This is a genomic window from Ensifer sp. PDNC004, from assembly GCF_016919405.1.
Taxonomy (GTDB): domain Bacteria; phylum Pseudomonadota; class Alphaproteobacteria; order Rhizobiales; family Rhizobiaceae; genus Ensifer.
In genome coordinates this window covers 476,514-494,870 of record NZ_CP070353.1, presented here as the reverse complement: position 1 = coordinate 494,870, position 18,357 = coordinate 476,514, and the positions used below count along the sequence as shown (strand labels likewise).

23 protein-coding genes are annotated in these 18,357 nt (G+C 63.1%); 7 read left to right on the top strand and 16 right to left on the bottom strand.

The genetic code is table 11. The features are described 5' to 3' along the window. Positions 1 to 90: 90 nt before the first annotated feature. The 4 genes from JVX98_RS10355 to JVX98_RS10340 are packed head-to-tail and all read right to left on the bottom strand — an operon-like array spanning position 91 to position 4,506. On the bottom strand, positions 91 to 744 hold the full coding sequence (locus JVX98_RS10355) for a hypothetical protein (RefSeq protein WP_246764993.1): 654 nt from the start codon (positions 742 to 744) through the stop codon (positions 91 to 93). Then, entirely contained in the window at positions 741 to 2,792 is a 2,052-nt protein-coding gene (locus tag JVX98_RS10350) for a phage portal protein (protein WP_205238529.1), read from the bottom strand. The genes JVX98_RS10355 and JVX98_RS10350 overlap by 4 nt, the downstream gene beginning before the upstream one ends. Next, positions 2,793 to 4,232, bottom strand: coding sequence for a terminase large subunit domain-containing protein (locus tag JVX98_RS10345; RefSeq protein ID WP_205238528.1), 1,440 nt, complete (start codon positions 4,230 to 4,232; stop codon positions 2,793 to 2,795). Continuing rightward, positions 4,117 to 4,506: a hypothetical protein gene (locus JVX98_RS10340; RefSeq protein ID WP_192446488.1), complete on the bottom strand. Its 390-nt coding sequence runs from the start codon at positions 4,504 to 4,506 to the stop codon at positions 4,117 to 4,119. The genes JVX98_RS10345 and JVX98_RS10340 overlap by 116 nt, the downstream gene beginning before the upstream one ends. A 132-nt stretch (positions 4,507 to 4,638) precedes the next feature. Between JVX98_RS10340 and JVX98_RS10335 the strand changes: the two genes are divergently transcribed. From JVX98_RS10335 to JVX98_RS10320, 5 genes are all read left to right on the top strand, one after another. After that, positions 4,639 to 5,253: a tetratricopeptide repeat protein gene (locus JVX98_RS10335; RefSeq protein ID WP_205238527.1), complete on the top strand. Its 615-nt coding sequence runs from the start codon at positions 4,639 to 4,641 to the stop codon at positions 5,251 to 5,253. Between the two features lie 301 nt (positions 5,254 to 5,554). Next, positions 5,555 to 5,923, top strand: coding sequence for a tetratricopeptide repeat protein (locus JVX98_RS10330; protein ID WP_205238526.1), 369 nt, complete (start codon positions 5,555 to 5,557; stop codon positions 5,921 to 5,923). Between the two features lie 512 nt (positions 5,924 to 6,435). Then, positions 6,436 to 6,606 (top strand): hypothetical protein, encoded by a 171-nt coding sequence (locus tag JVX98_RS10325; protein ID WP_205238525.1) that lies wholly within the window; start codon positions 6,436 to 6,438, stop codon positions 6,604 to 6,606. A 233-nt stretch (positions 6,607 to 6,839) separates the two neighbouring features. Next, positions 6,840 to 6,971: a hypothetical protein gene (locus JVX98_RS32540; RefSeq protein ID WP_255380915.1), complete on the top strand. Its 132-nt coding sequence runs from the start codon at positions 6,840 to 6,842 to the stop codon at positions 6,969 to 6,971. Positions 6,972 to 7,440: 469 nt separating this feature from the next. Beyond that, the gene (locus JVX98_RS10320; RefSeq protein WP_192446492.1) at positions 7,441 to 7,743 is read left to right on the top strand and encodes a hypothetical protein; all 303 of its coding nucleotides are present in this window, start codon (positions 7,441 to 7,443) and stop codon (positions 7,741 to 7,743) included. Between the two features lie 115 nt (positions 7,744 to 7,858). Here JVX98_RS10320 and JVX98_RS10315 read toward each other — a convergent pair whose 3' ends face one another. Both JVX98_RS10315 and JVX98_RS10310 read right to left on the bottom strand, forming a co-directional pair. Next, positions 7,859 to 8,368: a BA14K family protein gene (locus JVX98_RS10315; RefSeq protein WP_043619224.1), complete on the bottom strand. Its 510-nt coding sequence runs from the start codon at positions 8,366 to 8,368 to the stop codon at positions 7,859 to 7,861. Positions 8,369 to 8,559: 191 nt separating this feature from the next. Next, the gene (locus tag JVX98_RS10310; RefSeq protein WP_192446493.1) at positions 8,560 to 9,642 is read right to left on the bottom strand and encodes a D-alanine--D-alanine ligase family protein; all 1,083 of its coding nucleotides are present in this window, start codon (positions 9,640 to 9,642) and stop codon (positions 8,560 to 8,562) included. A gap of 188 nt (positions 9,643 to 9,830) precedes the next feature. Between JVX98_RS10310 and JVX98_RS10305 the strand changes: the two genes are divergently transcribed. Next, on the top strand, positions 9,831 to 10,412 hold the full coding sequence (locus tag JVX98_RS10305) for a dienelactone hydrolase family protein (protein WP_205238524.1): 582 nt from the start codon (positions 9,831 to 9,833) through the stop codon (positions 10,410 to 10,412). Positions 10,413 to 10,494: 82 nt separating this feature from the next. On the opposite strand, the gene JVX98_RS10300 is transcribed toward JVX98_RS10305, so the two are convergent. Continuing rightward, complete coding sequence (locus tag JVX98_RS10300; RefSeq protein ID WP_192446495.1) at positions 10,495 to 10,908, bottom strand: hypothetical protein; 414 nt, start codon at positions 10,906 to 10,908, stop codon at positions 10,495 to 10,497. A 7-nt stretch (positions 10,909 to 10,915) separates the two neighbouring features. Next, positions 10,916 to 11,860 carry a hypothetical protein gene (locus JVX98_RS10295; protein ID WP_205238523.1) on the bottom strand — a complete coding sequence of 315 codons (945 nt, stop codon included), beginning with the start codon at positions 11,858 to 11,860 and terminating at the stop codon, positions 10,916 to 10,918. Positions 11,861 to 12,164: 304 nt separating this feature from the next. Here JVX98_RS10295 and JVX98_RS10290 point away from each other — a divergent pair, with 304 nt between their 5' ends. Next, positions 12,165 to 13,121: a hypothetical protein gene (locus tag JVX98_RS10290; RefSeq protein WP_205238522.1), complete on the top strand. Its 957-nt coding sequence runs from the start codon at positions 12,165 to 12,167 to the stop codon at positions 13,119 to 13,121. Positions 13,122 to 13,667: 546 nt separating this feature from the next. On the opposite strand, the gene JVX98_RS10285 is transcribed toward JVX98_RS10290, so the two are convergent. From JVX98_RS10285 to JVX98_RS10250, 8 genes are all read right to left on the bottom strand, one after another. Continuing rightward, positions 13,668 to 13,853, bottom strand: coding sequence for a hypothetical protein (locus tag JVX98_RS10285; protein ID WP_162741365.1), 186 nt, complete (start codon positions 13,851 to 13,853; stop codon positions 13,668 to 13,670). 8 nt (positions 13,854 to 13,861) lie between these two features. Continuing rightward, positions 13,862 to 14,080 (bottom strand): hypothetical protein, encoded by a 219-nt coding sequence (locus JVX98_RS10280; protein WP_034793455.1) that lies wholly within the window; start codon positions 14,078 to 14,080, stop codon positions 13,862 to 13,864. Between the two features lie 10 nt (positions 14,081 to 14,090). Beyond that, on the bottom strand, positions 14,091 to 14,372 hold the full coding sequence (locus JVX98_RS10275; RefSeq protein ID WP_034793452.1) for a hypothetical protein: 282 nt from the start codon (positions 14,370 to 14,372) through the stop codon (positions 14,091 to 14,093). Between the two features lie 555 nt (positions 14,373 to 14,927). Beyond that, entirely contained in the window at positions 14,928 to 15,101 is a 174-nt protein-coding gene (locus JVX98_RS10270) for a hypothetical protein (protein ID WP_205238521.1), read from the bottom strand. Further along, positions 15,098 to 15,703 carry a hypothetical protein gene (locus JVX98_RS10265; RefSeq protein WP_205238520.1) on the bottom strand — a complete coding sequence of 202 codons (606 nt, stop codon included), beginning with the start codon at positions 15,701 to 15,703 and terminating at the stop codon, positions 15,098 to 15,100. Before JVX98_RS10265 ends, JVX98_RS10270 begins: the two co-directional genes overlap by 4 nt. 84 nt (positions 15,704 to 15,787) lie before the next feature. Beyond that, on the bottom strand, positions 15,788 to 16,324 hold the full coding sequence (locus tag JVX98_RS10260) for a helix-turn-helix domain-containing protein (RefSeq protein WP_205238519.1): 537 nt from the start codon (positions 16,322 to 16,324) through the stop codon (positions 15,788 to 15,790). A gap of 55 nt (positions 16,325 to 16,379) precedes the next feature. Continuing rightward, the gene (locus JVX98_RS10255; RefSeq protein WP_205238518.1) at positions 16,380 to 17,042 is read right to left on the bottom strand and encodes a hypothetical protein; all 663 of its coding nucleotides are present in this window, start codon (positions 17,040 to 17,042) and stop codon (positions 16,380 to 16,382) included. Then, positions 16,963 to 17,676, bottom strand: coding sequence for a hypothetical protein (locus JVX98_RS10250; RefSeq protein ID WP_205239544.1), 714 nt, complete (start codon positions 17,674 to 17,676; stop codon positions 16,963 to 16,965). The genes JVX98_RS10255 and JVX98_RS10250 overlap by 80 nt, the downstream gene beginning before the upstream one ends. Positions 17,677 to 18,357 lie beyond the last annotated feature (681 nt).

Sequence of the window (18,357 nt, the reverse complement as noted above, 5' to 3'; positions counted from 1 at the left end):
AACCCGCTCGACAAGCCGTTCGTCGCTACCTTTACGTGCAATATGGCCTTTCTATTGCAGGTAACCGATTCAAGCCGTTGAACATCCGCATTAAAATTTATCTTTGTATCTTTTCGCTCGTTCCAGAGCGTCATTCAGCCGGCTCGGGAACGCGGTTTTCTCAACTGGCCCGAACGGGCCAATACCATCGATTGCCTGTGATACGCCCGCGGTGCATCCGCCAATAGCGACAGGAAACCAATCCCAGGGCAAAGGATTGCCGCCTATGCGCTCTGCGCGGCTCATAATCTCCTGTTCTTCTTCGGGCGTCGTTTCATACCTGCGAACGACGACGTCCTTCCCGCCCGTCTTCTGGAAGTTCACATATTTGTCCAACGACACGCCTGGTCCGGTCAACACCCGGCCCTCTCCCATCTCCTTGTCAGGATAGTGTCCGGCTGGATCATAAATGTAGTTCGCCCACGGATCTCCTTTGCGATTGAGAATGACGATACCGCTGTGTCCTTCGTCCCCCCAACCGGGAACCTTGTTCTCAGGGTTGGTGTTTGAGATTACATAGGTGTCCGCCACCTCGATGCCTTTATCGCGCCCACGCTCCTTGCCCCAGTTCGGCAATCGGCTGTTCGCCTCTTCACCGAAATCGCGCAACTCCAGCGCCGTAGTCGACCTTTGGCCAGTCTCGTAGGTGTCGTCGTCCGGGGTAAGACCGAAGGTGTTGAAGCCGCGTCTGGTGTTTCTAATCATCCCGGCATCCCTCCAATATGCGCAGCAGTCAGCGCCGTTCCACCGGCCATTTCGGCCAGGTTCTGCTCGCGTTTCAGGTTCAGTTCGGCGTCGATCTGGTAGCGCTTGAGCGCCCCGTTCTGCTGGATTTCCGCCAGCTTCAACTCGCGCTCCATCTCCAGCTTGCGCTTGGCGGTCTCACCCTCCATGCGCGCCTTCTCGTTCGCCAGCTGCATTTGCATCTGCAATTGCTGCATGCCCACATCCTGCTGCGGCTGGGCCGCCTGCATCCGCTTCTGGATGTCCTCGGGCGTCGGCTTGGTGAAGTAGAGGTCGGGCGATTTCAGCCCCGCCGCCTCCACCGTCTTGGCAATGCCGTTGTAGAGGTTGTCGGGCGAGACATAAGGGTTGTCGGGCCCGAGCGTCGTCAGCAGCTTCTCCTGCAACTGCTGGATCATCTGGATCATCAGCATGTCGCGCTCGCGGGTGCCGGCACCAAGCCCGGTATTGACCGTCGCATCCATGCCGGCGTTCCAGTGGCGTGGATCGAAGCTCACCCATTTGCCGCGCAGGCGCACGGCCCGCGGCCGGTCCTGGTGTTGGATCGTCAGCCCCAGCAGACCCTTGAACACCCGCCGCAAGCCTTGCGCAAAGGTGCGCACCATCAGCTCCGTCTGGCCGATGCCCGCCTGTTCGACGAGTGCCGTCGCCTTCGCCGTCATGTTCTGCAGCGCGTCCGGCGCCAGTCCGCTCGAAGCGTCGGAAATACCGGTGCGGTCGGTTGCCTCCTGGTCGAGATAGCCGAGCATGGAGAAGGATTCGCGCGCCACGAACGGCACCGCCGTATAGCCGACGGCGCCGCGCACATCGACGCCCTGGCCAACGCGGATCGGCTGGCCGAATTTTGGGTTCAGCACCGATTCCGGGTTCTGGATCACCCCTTCCTGCACGATCGGCTGCTGGTTGTTCTGCCAGTAGAGATTGTCGAGCGTCTGGCGCAGAAGCACGGTCTTCACCCGCTGGATCTCCGCCATATCGTCGGTGATCGCATTGCCTTCGCGCTGGTGCGGCCGCCGCTCGGTGATGAGATCGGCAAAGGGCACTTCGTCCCATTCCGCATCCTCAAGCAGATTGTCGGCCCCGGTGCCTCCGGCAAAGACCAGGCGGCGCAGTTCCGCAATGCCGTCGTCGTCGGCATCCACCTTCACATAGAGCTCGTAGTAGTCCACCTCCTGCAGCGCCGTCGCCGTCTCCTCGCCGTCGCCGAAGATGCCGCGCCTGCGGGCAAACTCTTCGTCCTCGCCATCGGCATCGCCGGCAATGGCAAAGCCTTCCACGAGGTCGCGGTCATAGCCCATGGCGATGAGATCCGAGCGGCGCATCCGCCGCTTGATGCCGGCGATCGGGCTGTCGTCGATCGAGATCGCGTCCGGATGCACGAGGAATTCTTCGAACGGCACGGCGGCAAGCCTTGTTGCCCCACGCTCGGCGGTGCGACGGATCTTCACGGTGAAAACCGGCTGCTCCACCGGCCCGGTCGGCAGCTCGATCTTTTCGACCGATTGCGCCTGCTCCAGCACCTCCACCGTGTCGTCGGCGATCAGCTGCACCAGCGCCGCCTCGTCGAGCCCGCTATGGGTCGAAACGTCGACGCTTTTCTTCCTCTCGTACCACCAGCGGATCACGCCGTTGCCGAGCTTCAGCGCGTCGTGCGCCGCATCCTGCACCGCGTCATAGCCGTCGCTTTCGGGAAAGACGATGTAGTTGATGTAGTCGGTCGCCTGCTCGGCCCCCGCCTCGTCGCCCTGGTTGACCGGCTGGTATTCCACCACCTTGTCATTGCCGAGCACGGTGCGGATCAGCGAAGGCAGCACCTTCTTCACCGCCGCCCGCACGTCGCGCGAAACCACCTTGGAGCGGTTGGCCTCCGCCGGCACGTCGGCCATCACGCCGTCATAATATTCCATCGCCCGCACCCGCCCTGCGGAAAGCTGGTCGCGATAGTCCTCGCAATCCCTGACGAGCTGGCTCACCATCTCTGTCAGTTCCGTTTTCGTCATCGCAGCCATCTAGAGAACCTTCCGATCGGTAAAGGCCCAGGCGGCGCTGTCGGCCTTCACCCGGGCATGGCGTTTCATCATCAGCGCGTAGCGGCTGGCCGAAATCACGTCGTCGCGTTCCTTGACGATCCGGCCGTCCTTGCGGTGGTAGAGCCTGAATTCCTCGAACCAGTCGCCGGCGGTGGAAAACACCTTGAAGCGCCCGGTCTGCATCCGCTGCAGCATGTCCAGCACCCCCGCCTCGACACCGTTGCTGCCGTCGTCGAAGGTCGCGCGTTCGGGCAGCATGGAAAGCCCCTGCCCGCGATATTGCGCCGCCAGCTGTTCGCCCGAGCCCTTGTCGTGCTGCAGGCCGTCATGCGGCCAGGCCCAGGGCAGCCAGGGCCCCCAAGGCTTCAGTGCGGCCGCATGGATGATCGGCGTCGCCTCGCGCTCGCGGTAACAGCGGGTCACGTAGAAGACATCGGCGTCCCGGTCCCAGGCACAGAGCACCGCTGCGAACGGATGGTCCCAGCCGAAATCGAGCCCGCCGATCTGCACCCAGTGTCTCGGGATCTCGAAAGGCTCGACCCGGATCTGCTCCTCCGTCACCGGGAAGATCCGGCCCGAACCGAGCGTCGGCACGCCCTTGGTGCGCGCTTCCTTCTCATGCGCCGGATAGCTCGCGACGATCTTCGCCCGTTCTTCCGGCGTATAATGCGCGGCATCGTCGATCGTCATGGTCACCACGGTCCGGTCCTCCGAAGGTTCGAGCAGATAGCGGCTGACGACCGAGCTCATGCCCTTCAGCGGCGTAAACGTCACGGCAACCGAGCCGCCGGTCGCATTGGTGCGGGTGATGCCCTCGAAATAGACATCCTCCGGCGGCTCCTCGTCGAACCAGACATAGTCGACCGTGTTCGCCTGCCACTTCGCCCGCCCCTGCTCGTAGGCTTTCAGAAGCAGTGTCGAAGTACCGCCACTCGCATGGCGCACCGTCACACTGTCGAGCGCACCCGAGGCGCTGGAGCGTCGGGTCCAGCCTGCAAGCGCCGATTTCGGCAGATAGCCGGTGCCCCATTCCTCCTCGCTCATTGGCGGGCCGACGAGCAGCCGCTGCACGCCATCGCGCGTCAGCTCGTGCGATTCCGAGCCGCCGATCATCGTGATCGGCCGGTCGAACCGTCGGCCCGCCCACCAATGAGGATAGTCCCCGGTCAGGTGCATTGCTGCCTCGGCAGCGCCCGCCAGCGTCTTGCCGAGCTGGTTGCCGGCCATGAACAGCCGCTCGCGAAAGGTTGCACCCGCCGCGTGAAATTCCGTCTGCTTTGCATAGGGCTGATAGTAGGAAAGCCTATTCGTGTTCTGCCGCCGCCCGATCTCCATCGCCAGTTCCATCCGCTCCCTGAGAAGCGAGGAAAGGCTTGATGGTCTGGTCGAGCTTGCGGATCCGCTCGAGAAGTTGCTCATCCGTCATCTCGCCGATCTGGTTGGCATTGATGGTCACGTCCTTCGGCATCAACGCCGCTATCGTCTTCAGGAAATCATTCGGGTTCTTCTCGATCAGCGCGTGGATCGCAGCCGCACCTCTGGCTTCCCAGGCCGAAAGCATGTCTTCGAGAAAGAGCTCGCCAAGCTTGTTGCGCACCGCCTTGCGGGCGCGCGGCCGCGGGATGGCGCCTACCCGATCGGCGCGCGGCAGAAAGCGCCCGGTTTTCGGGTCCTTGGCGGGTTTCACTGTCATGGGGATTTGCTCCTGGGCACGAGGAAAATGCTCCTCCTGCGCAAGTTGGGTCGGCCACCGCTTGACCAAAAGTTGCATTCTGCCATCAATACCGCCCACCGTTCCGGTAGCGGTATTGGGAGGCGATCACAGGTGATCCGGCGTTTGTGGACGAAACTGCATGGCATGTTCGAAAGGTCGGCTCCGCCCCTGGCCGAAGTCGGCGAGCCGACATCTGCGAAGGTCTTGGCGGCCAAGTCGGGAACGCCGATGTCTGCGGGTAACACCATCGTGTCGCCGCGGCTGTTCGAGCTTGCCCAAGCGGGTGATGTCGATGCCCAGGCCGCGCTCGGCGAACATTACTTTGGCGACCGCGAGGAACATTATGCCGCCAGTTTCCAATGGAACGGGCTCGCGGCCCAGGCGGGACACATCGGCGCTCAGGGCCGGCTGGCCACGATCTATCACGAGGGGCTCGGCGTGGAGCGCGACCCGGAGAAAGCGTTTCGCTGGTGGTATAGCGCTGCCCGACAAAATCACCGCGGCGCACAATTGATGGTCGCCGCAGCCTATGTAGGCGGTACCGTCGTGAAGGCTGATCTGCCGGAAGCGGCCTATTGGGCGTCGCCCTCCTATCTCAATGCCCGAGACGATCCGCAACAATTGGAACTCGTCGATCCCTATTACCGGTGGGTCCTGAACAAGTTGACCGACGAACAAAAACTGGCGCTCATAGAGCGGCTCGAGCGTCAGATGAAGCGGGATTGACGGGCGGCACTTCGATCGCAGCGCCCCCTCCTCGCACACAGCAGGCGTGACAGCCGGTCACAGAAAAATGCGTGTGTCACGCCTGATGTCACGCTTGCAACCTTGACTTCAGGTTGCATCCAGTCATCAATACCGCTCACCGGGTTGCTCCCCATCGGGTGCTTCTGGCGCAATGCATCGCAAGCGCCCCTGCTTTACCGGCAGTGGCCAGGAAAAAGCCAAATTAGTTCAAGATTTTGAGTAATTTTTCGGCCTAGCAGTCCAGCCGCGGGAACCATGCAATGAATGCAACAGGTGCCAGATGATCCGCAACACGTTCAGCAAGTTGAAGACCATTTTCACCCCGCGGCCGTCCGCAACGAATATCTCGCCCAGGTTGCTTGAACTGGCGACGTCAGGAAATGTCGACGCCCAGGCAAAACTCGCCGAAATCTATTTCAACGATGGCGGCGCGGAACACTATGCCGCTTCGCTTCATTGGAACCGCCAGGCCGCCCGCCAGGGTCATCCGGCTGCCCAGGCCCGCCTCGTGACCATCTATCAGAGAGGCCTTGGCGTCGAACGCGATCCGAAGGAAGCCTCGCGCTGGCTGCGCAGCATCGGCCAGCCCCGCCCCCGATATGAGGCCGGCGCCGCCGTCTCCGGCAAGATCGCCAAGCAGGAAGCCTAAGGTTCTTCGCGTAAAAGTGCGCAGCGTTTTGCGACACCAGCATGCGGGCGCCAAAGACGAAAACCTAAGTGCGAACCCTAAAAATTGCGCGTCCCGGTGCCGTACCAGCCGCCGCCCGCACACGGTCACATGTCGCAGCCGGCGCGGATTTGAGTTTTTGAACATCGGCATCAGCGCACAGGCACAAGATCGCACCCGACTCGCCGGAATCAAAAAGGCCGCTTCAATGACGAAACGGCCAGCCTGTAATATCCTTAGCCCGCTTCCGGTCGCTTGGCAAGCCCCTTTGCCAAAATTTGTTTCCGTTTTGTTCGATTTTTTCAGTTGCCCGAAAGCGTCTGCCCCGTGCCTCTAAAGGCCCTTGCGCTCGATTGGTGATATAATCACAACCACCATGCAAAGCCGCTTGCGCTGCCGGTCCATCGCCAAAGGATCTCGGACCACGCGGCTGAATGACGATCCGTTTCGATGAGGCGGCGCGAACGCCGGTCTCGCGACCACGGGAGGTTCCCATGTCACGACAATACCTGATCGCCGCCCTCTGCGCGGCGCTTCTCGTGGCTGCCGGCTGCACCACCGACCAGACGAGCCGCACCAGCACGCCTGCTCCGAGCCCCAGCTACCAGGGCATGCAAGGCGCCCAGGGCATGAGCCAGGGCGGCGGCGGCGCTGGCGGCTATTGAGGCGCTGATGCCCGGAAAACGCAAAGCTGGCCCGGCTCGACCTTGGTCCAAGTCGCTTGCCCGCGCAGTGTCGCTCCCGTGCAAAGCCTCGGCCGAACGCGCCGCGCAACAGCGCCATTCGGATTGAACAAGTTGGGCCGACATGCGTTGAGTAACCATGACGCGCATTCTCGCTGCCGCGCCATTTGTTTGCGCGCATTCTGTGTTAAGCTTCCCCTTGGGAGGAAAATGCCATGGAGAATTTCTTCGCACTCGCCGCCATCGTCGTCGGCTCCGCAATCCTGGGGCTCGCGCTCGCCTACGGTTTTCGTCGCAAGGACGCGCACCGCCCTCCCGAACATGACGACGCGCGATTGAAGTTCTAACGCGCGAGGCTCCCACAAGACCACTTCGCCCCGAAGCGACACCTGCGGCGCTTAGCTGCTCGACGCTCGCTAGCGCAGAGCCAGCGATGCGCTTTTGCAATCCTTGCGAGAATCATTCACGCGCATAACCTGCGCGTTCTTGCAAGGTCCCTTCCATTAAAACCCTCGCCCGCCTGTTGATCGCCGGCATCGTCGCCCGCGTCACCGCTTGATGCTGCGGCCGAACTCTCCCCCGCAAACCAGACGTGGGCGAGACAGGTCAGGGAGCCTCTCGTGAGGCCGCTATCGTCCAAAGTCGAGGTATCCAGAAAGCGGTAGCGCGCCTCATGACTCACACGAACTCCTTCGCGGCTCGACCGTGCAATGGAGGTTGTCTTCCTCCCCTTGCTCGCTCTTAACCCGCCCCATCGGAACCTTTCCCGTCCCCTCGCCTTACTCCTTCGACAGGACCAACTGAGGAGATGCGAGAATGAGCAAGGCGAACCCGGAAACGCGTGATCTCAGGCAGCCAGCGGAAGAGGTCGCGCAACCGGCCGAACCGACGATCATGCCAATAGGCAAGATCCCGCCGCTCCCCGTCGACCAGATTCCCGCGGGTGACGACCCGACGCCAACCGACCAGGGTCGCGTGCCGCCCGTTCCGAGCCGCGACGAAGCCAATGTCGATCCGGACGATGCCCTGCCTGACGACCGCGAAGAGAAGATCCTTGAGGATGATCCGGGGCGCGAGAAGACCCGCTTCGACGAGGAGATGCCGCGCAGCAGTCGATAGCGGCTGCCTCCCCCCCCCCATGCATGGCCGCGTTCCTCAGCCGATTTGAACGCCTGAAGACAAGAAGAGGCCCGCCGGTCAGAAACCGGCGGGCCTCCGTTGAAACACGCTCGCCTCAGAAATAGGGCGAGTAGCACTGCTGGCGCGGGCCGCCATAGGGCTGGAACGAATTGTCCCAGGCGCGGTAGGAGCGATAGCGCGAATAGCACCAGTCGGCATGGCGCGGGTTGACGCCGGTCTCGTAGCGGCGCGCCGGCGGAGCGGCAATTGCGCCACCGATCACGACCCCTGCGCCAAAGGCGGCAAGCGGATACCACCAGCCGTCATTGTGGCGGCGATAGCCATAACGCTCGGAGCGATAGCCGCGGTAACCCCGGTAGTAGCCATAGCGGTCGCCGCCATGCCAGCCTTCCCGGTAGCCGGGCCGGTATCTCGGGCGATAGTCGTCGCGCCAGCCGCGCGGATAGCGCCGGTAGTCCCGGTCGCCATGCCAGCCGCGGTCGCGCACCAGCTCGACGTCGCTCTTCTGCACCCGCTCGATCGCAACAGCCGGCAGGGCGTTTGCCGGCGTGATGCCCGAAAGAGCCGTTATCGCCGCAAGCACGACGATGCCAATCTTCTTCATTTCATCACCTGTCCGTTTGTAACAGGTGCGAGTTTTGGCCGGGGCGACGTGAACCCACAATGAATGCGACAATCCTAATATGCAACGCAACTCATAGGTTGTTTTTCTGTATTGACGCAGCCGCACCCTCCGGGGCCGAAAAGCTGTCCCCGGGGAGGCCCGCCATACCCGGGGCGCGCGCCGTCATCCGCTCACGCCGGCGCATCCGCCTTTCCGCGCAGCTTCAGCGCATGGGCAATCAGCGTCTCCACCACCTGGCCATAGGCGATGCCGTCTGCCGCCAGCGCCTTGGCGTACATGCTGATATTGGTGAAGCCGGGAATGGTGTTGATCTCGTTGATCATGAGGCTGCCATCGACGCGCAGGAAGAAGTCCACCCGCGCCATGCCGGCGCAGGCAAGCGCGCGGAAAGCCCGCGCCGCCATGTCCTTGGCCTCGGCGATCACGTCATCGGAGAGTTTGGCGGGCGCCTCGACGACCGCGCCGCCGGCATCGACGTATTTGGCGTCATAGCTGTAGAAGCCGTGGCTGGCAGCCGGAATAATTTCGCCTGGCCGCGACACGGTGAGCCGTCCTTCGGCATCCTCCAGCACGGAGCATTCGATCTCGCGTGCCTGGACGAACTCTTCGATCAGCACCTTGTCGTCGTGCCGAAACGCCTCGTCGAGCGCCGCCTGTAGCGCGTCCGGGCTGTCGACGCGGCTGACGCCAACGGAAGATCCCTGCCGTGCCGGCTTGACGAAAACCGGAAGTCCCAGGCTTTCGAGGATGGTTTCGCTCGAATAGGCCTCGCCCGCATGCAGGCCGATCGCCCGCGCAACGGCAATGCCTTCAGCCACCAGCAGCCGCTTGGTGAGCGCCTTGTCCATGGCGACCGCCGAAGCCGCGACACCGCAGCCGACATAGGCGACGTCGGCCGTTTCCGCATAGCCCTGCACGGTCCCGTCTTCGCCGAAGGGGCCATGCAGAACCGGAAAGATCAGGTCGATCGCGGGCAGCAGCCCTTGGCTGCCGTCGGCACCAATGGTCACCGCCCGCCCCCGCCCGCCCGGGATCAACGCCACCTGTGTTCCCGATGCCGGGATTGCCTTCGGCAACTCCCCGTCTTCGAGATCGACCAGCATCCAGCGGCCGTCCCTGGCGATCCCGATCGGCACGATCTCGTAGCGCGTGCGATCGAGCGCCGCCACCGCGTTGCGCGCCGACATCAGCGAAACCTCATGCTCCGCCGACCGGCCACCGAACAGCACGGCAATGCGCAACTTACCTGTCATGATCCTTTTCCCTCCAGAATCGTGGTGCATCCTGCGCAACCAAGCGAGCGAACATGGCAAGAAGAGGTCGAGACACGCGCCATCGTTACGGAAGGAAAATTTTCCTCTCTCCGGCAACCTTGCCGCTTGAATTCATCCGGACGAAGTACAAGTGATGCGCGAACACAGATTTGAAGGAGAAACTGCCGATGGCCGAGGTCCTCGTATTCCACCACGCCCAGGGGCTGACACCCGGCATGCACGCCTTTGCCGACGACCTGCGCGCAGCCGGCCACGTCGTCCACCTGCCCGATCTCTTCGAGGGGCGAACATTTGCGAGCATCGAGGAGGGAGTTGCCCATATCGAGGCGGTCGGCTTTGACGAGATGCGCGAGCGCGGCGTGCGCCTTGCGGATGCCTTTCCGGAAAACCTCGTCTATGCCGGCTTCTCCTTCGGCGTCCTGGCGGCGCAGAAACTCGCCCAGACCCGCCCCGGCGCGGGCGGCGCCCTGCTGTTTTACTCCTGCATCCCGATCAGCGGCCAATGGGCCTTCGGTCCCTGGCCGGAAGGCGTACCGGTGCAGATCCATGGCATGGACAACGACCCGATCTTCGTCGGCGAAGGCGACATCGACGCCGCCCGCGAGATCGTCGAGAAGGTCAGCGATGCCGAACTTTTCCTCTACCCCGGCGACCAGCACTACTTCGCCGACAGTTCACTGCCCTCCTATGACGCGGCGGCAACGGCGCTTTTGACCAAGCGCGTGCTCACCTTCCTCGAGCGGGTTTGAACCCTTGCGAAACGCTGTGGTGGATGCAGGCCATACCGCGCAGGAGGCACGAAGCGCGTCGGGCACATGAAACCGGCCGCCCTCAGGGAACCGCTTTCTTGACCAACAGAGCCGTCAGGATCGCCGCCACCATCAGCTGGAACGTCAAAAGCACGCCCATGCTGACCGCAAAAAGATAGGTATCGCGCCATAGGCGGATCGCGTCGCCATCGATCTGCGCGTCGACCATCTGGTTTGTCCAGCGAAGCGCGACAAGAGCGACGAGAAAAAGTACGACGAAAATCCCGGCGGAGACCCACGATCTCGTCTTATCCGGCGGGGATCCGAGAAAAAAGCAGTAGATCAGCACCAGCCCCGCGCCGGCCGCGCAAGACATAGCGATCGCCTGACCACTCCAGCCGTCAAACAAAAGGGGTTTCAGGAGTTCGGTGTAAGAGGACAGCCACACGACCAGTGGACCGGGCAGGATTGTCAGGAAATGAAGCCGCTCCATCATCGCCCCCTTATTCCAGCACGGGCACGAAGAGCGCCCGCTTGGTCCCATCCTCACCCAGGCTCCGTAGCGTCACCGCATCTTCTCCAAGGTCCAGCTCGGCGTTGTAGGGAAGCGTCATTGTGAATGTCTTGCGCTCGTTTGGGCGGATTCGCGCCAGTTCCTCGTTCCAGCCCTGCTGCTCGAACTGCCTGGAAAGCACGAATGGCGGGAACAGTTCGAACCCGGAGACAAGTTCGAAGGCGCCCGGATCAAGCTCCTCCAGATGGAAATCGATCTTGTAGCTGTAGGTCTTGGCCTCGCTCGCCAGGGTGAAGCGCGTATCGATGACGAAGGCGACCAGTTTCTGCGACTGCTCGGACCGGTCGGCATCGAGAACGGTGAAGCTCCTCCAGAAGAATTCGCCCACACGCCGCAGAAACTCGGAATATCCCGGCCCGCTCTCGGGTGGATTACCATTGCCTCCCTGCCGAACCAGACCGGCACAACTCGCGTCCGGAAAGCCGTTCGTCATCTGCCTGGGCGTCGGCAGATAGTTTGCGTCCTCCTGATGTTGCCACCTGTTTCCGTATCGAATGCAAGTCGTCACGAAGTCGGGCCTCTGCGCTCCTGGCTTCGGATAGTTTGCGGGCCGCTGTTTCCGGAAGGCACAACCGTCGGGAACCATCACGTCGTCCATTCCCGCAGCATACCAGCTCAGGGCCAGCGCGCGCCCGGAGTCATTCTTGACGCAGCTTTCGTATACATCCACGTTTCCGGCAGTATTGTTTCTTCGGATGGAAGACGTCGTAAACACAAATCCGCTCTGGCCGTGATTATCATGTATGTTGCCGCGGCATGACTCGGCGAAGAATTCGCCCCGCGTGTAATTTGGCGGACACTGTTCTTGCGCTATGCCGGGCGTTGAATAGCCAATCGCTGCAGCAACGATGAAGAAGCACCAGGCTGGTTTCATAACCCCCTCCAAATTTGCAGCGAAATCCGGCCTCCTTGAAGGTATATGAGCGCTTGTTTATATGCAATCACAAGACGAAAACCACGGCTAATCAGTTGTAGCTATTCGGACGGTCCGCCGCGGGGAACTTGAGGCAAGCACCACGGCCGCAAGGCGTTACAAGGCCTGCGAGGCGCAATCATCTTTTAGCGCTGGAAATCAGACATATTCTAGAATTACTATAGCAATGCCAGAAGACAGAAATAATGAACCCTCTAGATCTGAATTATACTAATACAAATTCTGAAATAATTCCGGAGAAGCCGTGCTTATCTATTCGGACGAAAACCTCGAGGTCATTCACCGCGAAGGCGCATCGCCCTACCTGCTCGTCACCTTCAACGAGATGGAGATCCAGGCAAACGGAAGCCGTTACTGGGGCCAGCGCTTCTGCGAGAAGGCGGACATCTCGGCGCTCGGCTTCATCAGCCGGCGGCCCAACTGGTTTCCTGCGGCAAGCGTGGTCAAGGCGGTCGAGGCCGCAGCCCCCATCCTGAAGGCAGCGCCCGAGCGCATTCTGTACGGCCATTCGCAGGGTGGTTATGCGGCGCTTCGCTATCGCCGGCGCTTCAATGCCACCACGGCCATCGCCTTTTGCCCGCAGGTCTCGATCGATCCGAAGTCCGTTCCCTACGACAATCGCTTCATCAGGCATTTTTCGCCCGAACTGCACGGCAACATGGGCATTTCGCCCGACCAGGCGGCCGGCCGCGCCTACATCTTCTACGATCCCTTCCACGCGATCGACCGCCGCCACGCCGAGCGCATCGCAGCACTTCAGGCCGAAACGCATCTCGTGCGCGTTCACATGACCGGCCACGGCACCGTCCGTGTCTTTACCGGCACCGAGCGTGCCCTTTCGCTGATCGCCGCCTGCAGAACCCATGACGTTTCGCGCCTGAGGGGCCTTGCCCGCGCCGCCCGGGTCGATGCGCCCATGCGTCCCTATCAGGTCGCCGTCGCCGCCATGGCCCGGCATCCCGCCTGGTCCGACGCGCTCGACGCCCGCTTCGGCGACCGTTTTGCGCCAACGGAGCGGGTCAACTTCCTTTATCACCGCGCCAATCGCCACATCGGCGACGGCGATCTCGTCACCGCACGCAATATGCTGGCGAAGGCTCTTGCCCTCCTGCCCGGCGATCCCGCCCTCACGCACCGGCTGAAGGAACTCGACGCTCGCATCCTGCGCGAACGGAAGGTTGCGAGGAGCCTCGTAGGGTAGGATAGGCGATGTTATTCGGCCGGCTGCGCGTTGCTTAGCTTTCCTCGTGGGGCGGAGCGCGTCGGAGATAGACCTCATCGACGGCTGCCAGGAGAGAGCTTTCGGTTGAGGTAGACAAGTTGAACTCGAACATAAGAAACCGGGCAAGATGTTCGGCGCAGCTTCCCTCCCGCGGTATCTGGTGCTCCGCGCAGGTCGCCTCGAACACACACCGCAGCAGCTCGATTTCCGCGACGCTCATCAAGACATTTCCATTCGCGTCAGACACGGGCGTTTACCTCGCCTTCTTCAGGCCCGCTGGGGTGCGTTGAGAAGCACAGCGGAGGCCAAATTGCTGGTCGAGGCTGGCCATAGTCCAGGAGCCGATATACAACCGCGCTCCCGTCCAGGACCCGTCACGTTCCACACGCCTGCCATATTGATCGAGTTCGCCCGTGTTGCCGGTTGCCCCACCGTTTCGCAGCCAAAGCGCGAGGCCAATCTGATGTGTGCGATGGAGCGGTTTCATTGGCGTCTATCTCCTTGTCTTGACGCAGATCCGTTGCTCTACAAAAGCCGGTGGCGCTCCTGCGTATCCCGGCTGCGCTTCAATATGCCGGAGCTGTCATGACGTTCCTGCGGCCTGTCGCGTGCCTTTTGACTGGCCGGCTTTGCGACCGTCAGCACAAGACCACGGTGACGGATTTCAGGTTTAACCCGGAATAGTCGCTTCAATGTTTCGACATAGCGCATGGCATTCCTCAGTGGCTGCGGGTCATTCCCCAGTCGATCGGTTCCAGATTGCTTTCAGCGCTGACCCGCTCCTGTCCGAGTTCATCGTTGCGAATTCGATATTGAGGGGCGTTGTCGCGTAGCGGCATCTTTGCGGTGATGCGATAGGTTTCAGCGGTTCTCGGTGAGAGATTATGACGGTCTCGCAGGCGAACGGACAGCCCGACGGGATAGCGATGTTGGGACATGGTTCTATCCTCACTGTCCGGGCGCATCTGATATCTCGGCGCCGCTGAGCGCGACCAAACGCGCCAACTCGTCTGGTTCGATTTGTATCAACCGCATGCGGTAGTGGTTCTCGACTGTCGCGGGCAACTTGATGAAGGTGGCAACACGGCGGTAGGCGAGCCAGGAAAGCCCTTCGATCGGCACCTCGTCGTCATCGATTTCGTAGGCGCCGGCGACGATCGTCTCATCGACGCCCGGCAATCTGAACGGTCGGTCGAAATGGATTGTCCGGTGAATCGTTCGGTCGAACATGACATCTCCTCCCGATACCGGCAGTCGCCGGCACGCGATCTCGTTTGATACCGCTGCGTGCGGCAGCGCTACGACGCGGCGATCTAAGGGGGAAATGGCGGGTCGAGGTTCTGACGCCGCGAGAAGCCAAGCAGGCTTAAATCGATTTAATCAGGGTGCGCGTCAATTGAGGTCTATTCAAGGCCAAGATGAGGCAAACCCTTCGTGGCCTGGATACCCGGGCGCAGGCGGCTGGCGACCGCTGACGAAGCAATCGGCCGCTTCAATGACGCGAAAGTCTGGCATGCGGTCAACGAAAAAGCCCGGGGCGAAATCGCACCGACCTTCCTCATCATCGCTCTTACACCAGTGCCAGCCCATCCGTGGTCAAAAGTCTAAAGCGACACGGCAATTGCGAGCGGCGAAACGTTCAGCGCTCACCTGCATGACGTTTCCTACGAACCGGAGGTGGCCGCCACGCCGGAAGGGAGAGCCTTCCGGGGATAATCGTTACCTTGCCTGAGAGACCGGCGCGCGCCCCATCCACACGGCTCCGGTCGCGTCCGCCCGCCCCCCTCAGGCCGGTTCGAGCGTCGCGTGTTCAGCCGAACATGCGACGCTCGTCGCGGTGCGCAGCCGCGCTGACGCGAAGGCATTCGAACCCGCCATCGCGGCAAGCGGCGCGGCGAAGCGCGAGCCGGCTTGAAACCGCGCCACTGACAGCGGCCGATCCGCGCCGCTCGCGTTCACGCCCCTTCCTTCTCCCGCGAAAGCCCCAGCTGCCAGTGCAGCTCCATCAGCCCGCGCTTCAGCCAGGCGAGCTGCGGTTCCGGCATGGTGCGCAGCATCTCGTAGTCCATGATGCAGACGTTGAAGACCGTGGTCTTCACCTGCGGCCCGTCTTTCAGCTTCAGCAGCACGCCTTCGAGTTCCATCATCCGGTTTGCCGCCTGGCGTGCGCCGCGGGCGCGCTCGGCGCTGGTCTCGCCGGCAAAGCCCTTGACGTCGAACAGCGACTGCGCCCGCACGCTCGGGAAAGGAATGCCCGTGAGGCTGTAATAGCGCGCCATCTGCCGGCTGTATTCGTCTCCCGCCTCGCGCTCATGCGCCGTCAGCTTGCCGTCGAGGAACATGCGGCCGAGCGTGTAGCCGGCAAAGGGGCTGGCAACATCGGCGTCGCGTCTGCCGGAAAAATGCATGCGCCGGCGCGCGTCCATCGCCACGGAGCAGACCTCGCGCTCGCTTTCGCCATGCTTGATCTGGCCGCCCGGATAGCGCGCCACATTGGCCTTGCGCGGCCGGCCCGCCCGGCTGGCGCGCTTGATGCGGATGCGCTCTGCCTTGGATGTCATCGTCTCTTCTCCTTTTGCAATCTGCATGTGCCCTCGCCCGCTGCACCTGTCTGCGACTGCGGGCGGATGAAACGCGTCTGGAAATCAAAGTGCCGGAGCGCCGATCCCGTCGGCACCGGCATTCGCGGGCAAATGGCCCGGCCGCTGCGCCCGACCGCACCGCCGCTCCTTGCCGGGCTCGCGCTTGTTGACGGCGTGCAGCACAGAGGTGTGGTCGCGCCGAAAGATCCGCCCGAGCGCCGGCAGCGAAAGATCCGGCCGCTCGTCGTAAACGGCGGTCATGCAGCGGTGCCGCGGCTCGACCAGCCGCCGCTCGCGGGCGACGCCGATGATCTCCTCGAAGCTGATCCCCGGATAGGCGACAAGCACCTCCTCGATGATCGCCCGCACCGGCCGCCGGTTGAACAGGTCGCTGTTTGCCGCCGCCGTCGCGCCGCAGATCAGCCGCGCCTGCGAGAGGATGCGCGCTTCGGCATCGGCAAGCGCCAGCTCCAACTCCTGGATCCGGCTTGCCTGCGCCCGCACCTGAACGGCGACGATGCCGACGAGATCGTCGAGCGTCGCCGGCTTTGCCGCTACGCTCCCCGCGTCGTCCGCCCCGAAGGGCATCGTGTCCGCCACCCCTTCCGCTACCTGTCCTGTCGTAAATTCAGTGCCTTCAGACCGCATGGAAAACCTACCTCGAAATGGCTGGATTGAGATTTGCGTGCTCGACGCCCGCCGCGGCCGAACCGCGAAAGGCGTTTGCCACGGCCGGGGTGTGCGCGGCGGCATGATCAGTGCGCCCATCAACCGCGCCCCTATCGGCCGCTATGTTCGCACCTTGCGCCCGCCCGTCAGCGGAAACGCCGTCCTTGGCTGCCGCATGCGCCTGACGGAAGCCTTCGACCAGCGCCCGCACCCGGATGCGGCTTGCCGGCGATCGCCGATCGTCTGCCGGGCGTGGCGTCAGCGCCGCAACCATCTCGCGCTTGCGGGCAAGATCCGCCCGGAGGCCCAGCGCTTCCGCCTTGGCGAGCGCTGCCAGCACCGGCGGCTTGGGGATCGTGCCCAGAAGCACGTTCGGATTGGCGGCATAGTCGCCGCGGATCAGCTTCTGCGTCGCCGCCGAAAGGCCCGAGGCCGGCACGCCGGAAAGCGCATAGTGGTAGACCGCAACGATCTTCCTCGGTTCGATCGTCGGGGGCATGGTCATGCCGGCCGTCTGCATCGCGTCGAGGCTGCGCAGCACCGCCGCCTCGCTGACACAGGCCAGCCGCTCAGTGAGCGCGGTAATCTCCCGGCCCAAGGTCGAAAGCCGGGCCTCCGCCGGCGAAATCATCATTTCTGAATAGGTCATTGGTCTCGTTTCCGTTCAGTTGGTTTTCGATTGTCTGCCTGCATTCCCGCTGATGGCGGGCAAAGGCGGTTTCCTGTGGCGGCGCCTGGGGGTGATGGCCGCGACGGGTCTGCCCGCCGCCGCGCAAGCCGCGGCCGCCGGCGTTGCGCATCCAGTTTCGCCAGGCGGCGGCCCAGTCGAGCTTGGTCGCATCGCGTCCGGATTTGGCGCGCCAGTAGTCGCGGAACTTGTCGAACTCGACGCCCGCCTCGGCCCGGCCGAAACCGAGCCCGGCGGCAAAGCCCCAGTCGGGCTCGAAATCTTCGGGCAGCCGCGTCGCCCGGCCGCTCCCCTTGGGCCGCGAGCCTGCCGCGTCCGGCACGGCTGCGGCCCCACCCGGATTCGGGTCGGGAGAGTTAGTTTCTTTAGGGGGTACGGGGGAGCTTTCTTTATCAGAGAGGGTACCGTTCGCCGTCACCGTGACATCGCGTGACGTCACGCGCGCCCGGCGGCGCTGCTGCCTTTCGCGGTCACCTGCCCGGCGACGCTCGATCTCGGAGACGTGCCCCGCTTCGGCAGCGCGCACGGCAGAAAGGATCATCTCGGGCGACGCGCCCGATTGAACCAGAGCTTCGACGATTGCGGTAATGCGCATTTGCTCAACCCCTCGCCGGCGGGCAGGAATGAAGGCGCCGCGCCTGACGGGAAACAGGGCTCGACACCTCGCTGCGGCGACGAAGGCTAGCCTTGGAACCGGCCTCTCCGCTCGCCAGCCGCACCCGAGTTCCACGCATCGGCAAAACCCCGCGCCCTCCCGGCGCCTTCCCTGTCACATCATCGTCAGCCATGCCGTTTCCCATGCCTTCCCCATTTGGCCGTACCCATTGGCACGGCCATTCGTCGCGCCTGCCGCGCGCCCGCTTCCGATTGTTCTTCCCGTCCCCGCCCGGCTGCCCACCGTCAGGCAGCAACCGGTCGTCTTTCAGTTCCGGCACCTCCCGGTGCCGAGACGCCACGCCCAAGGAGGGGCACGTCAACGGCCGGAGCCCGCGACCTTGGAGCACCCGGCGCGCACGATCCGCGCGCAGGGTGCCGGATGCCGACGGGGCGCACGTCACCGACCGCGGACCATCATCGGCCCGCGTGGCAAACCCTGCGCCGGCGCACCGGCATCGATTGGAAAAGCGAGAGGTCGCCGGGGAGGAAACGACGACCTCTCGCCTGGACCACCGCACAGAGTGCGGCGATCGATACTGAACGCGCCCCCGGTCGGCATCGGCAGGAAGCGGATCGATGATCCGCCCCGTGCCGTTCGCCGGCCCCGGTGGCGCCATGA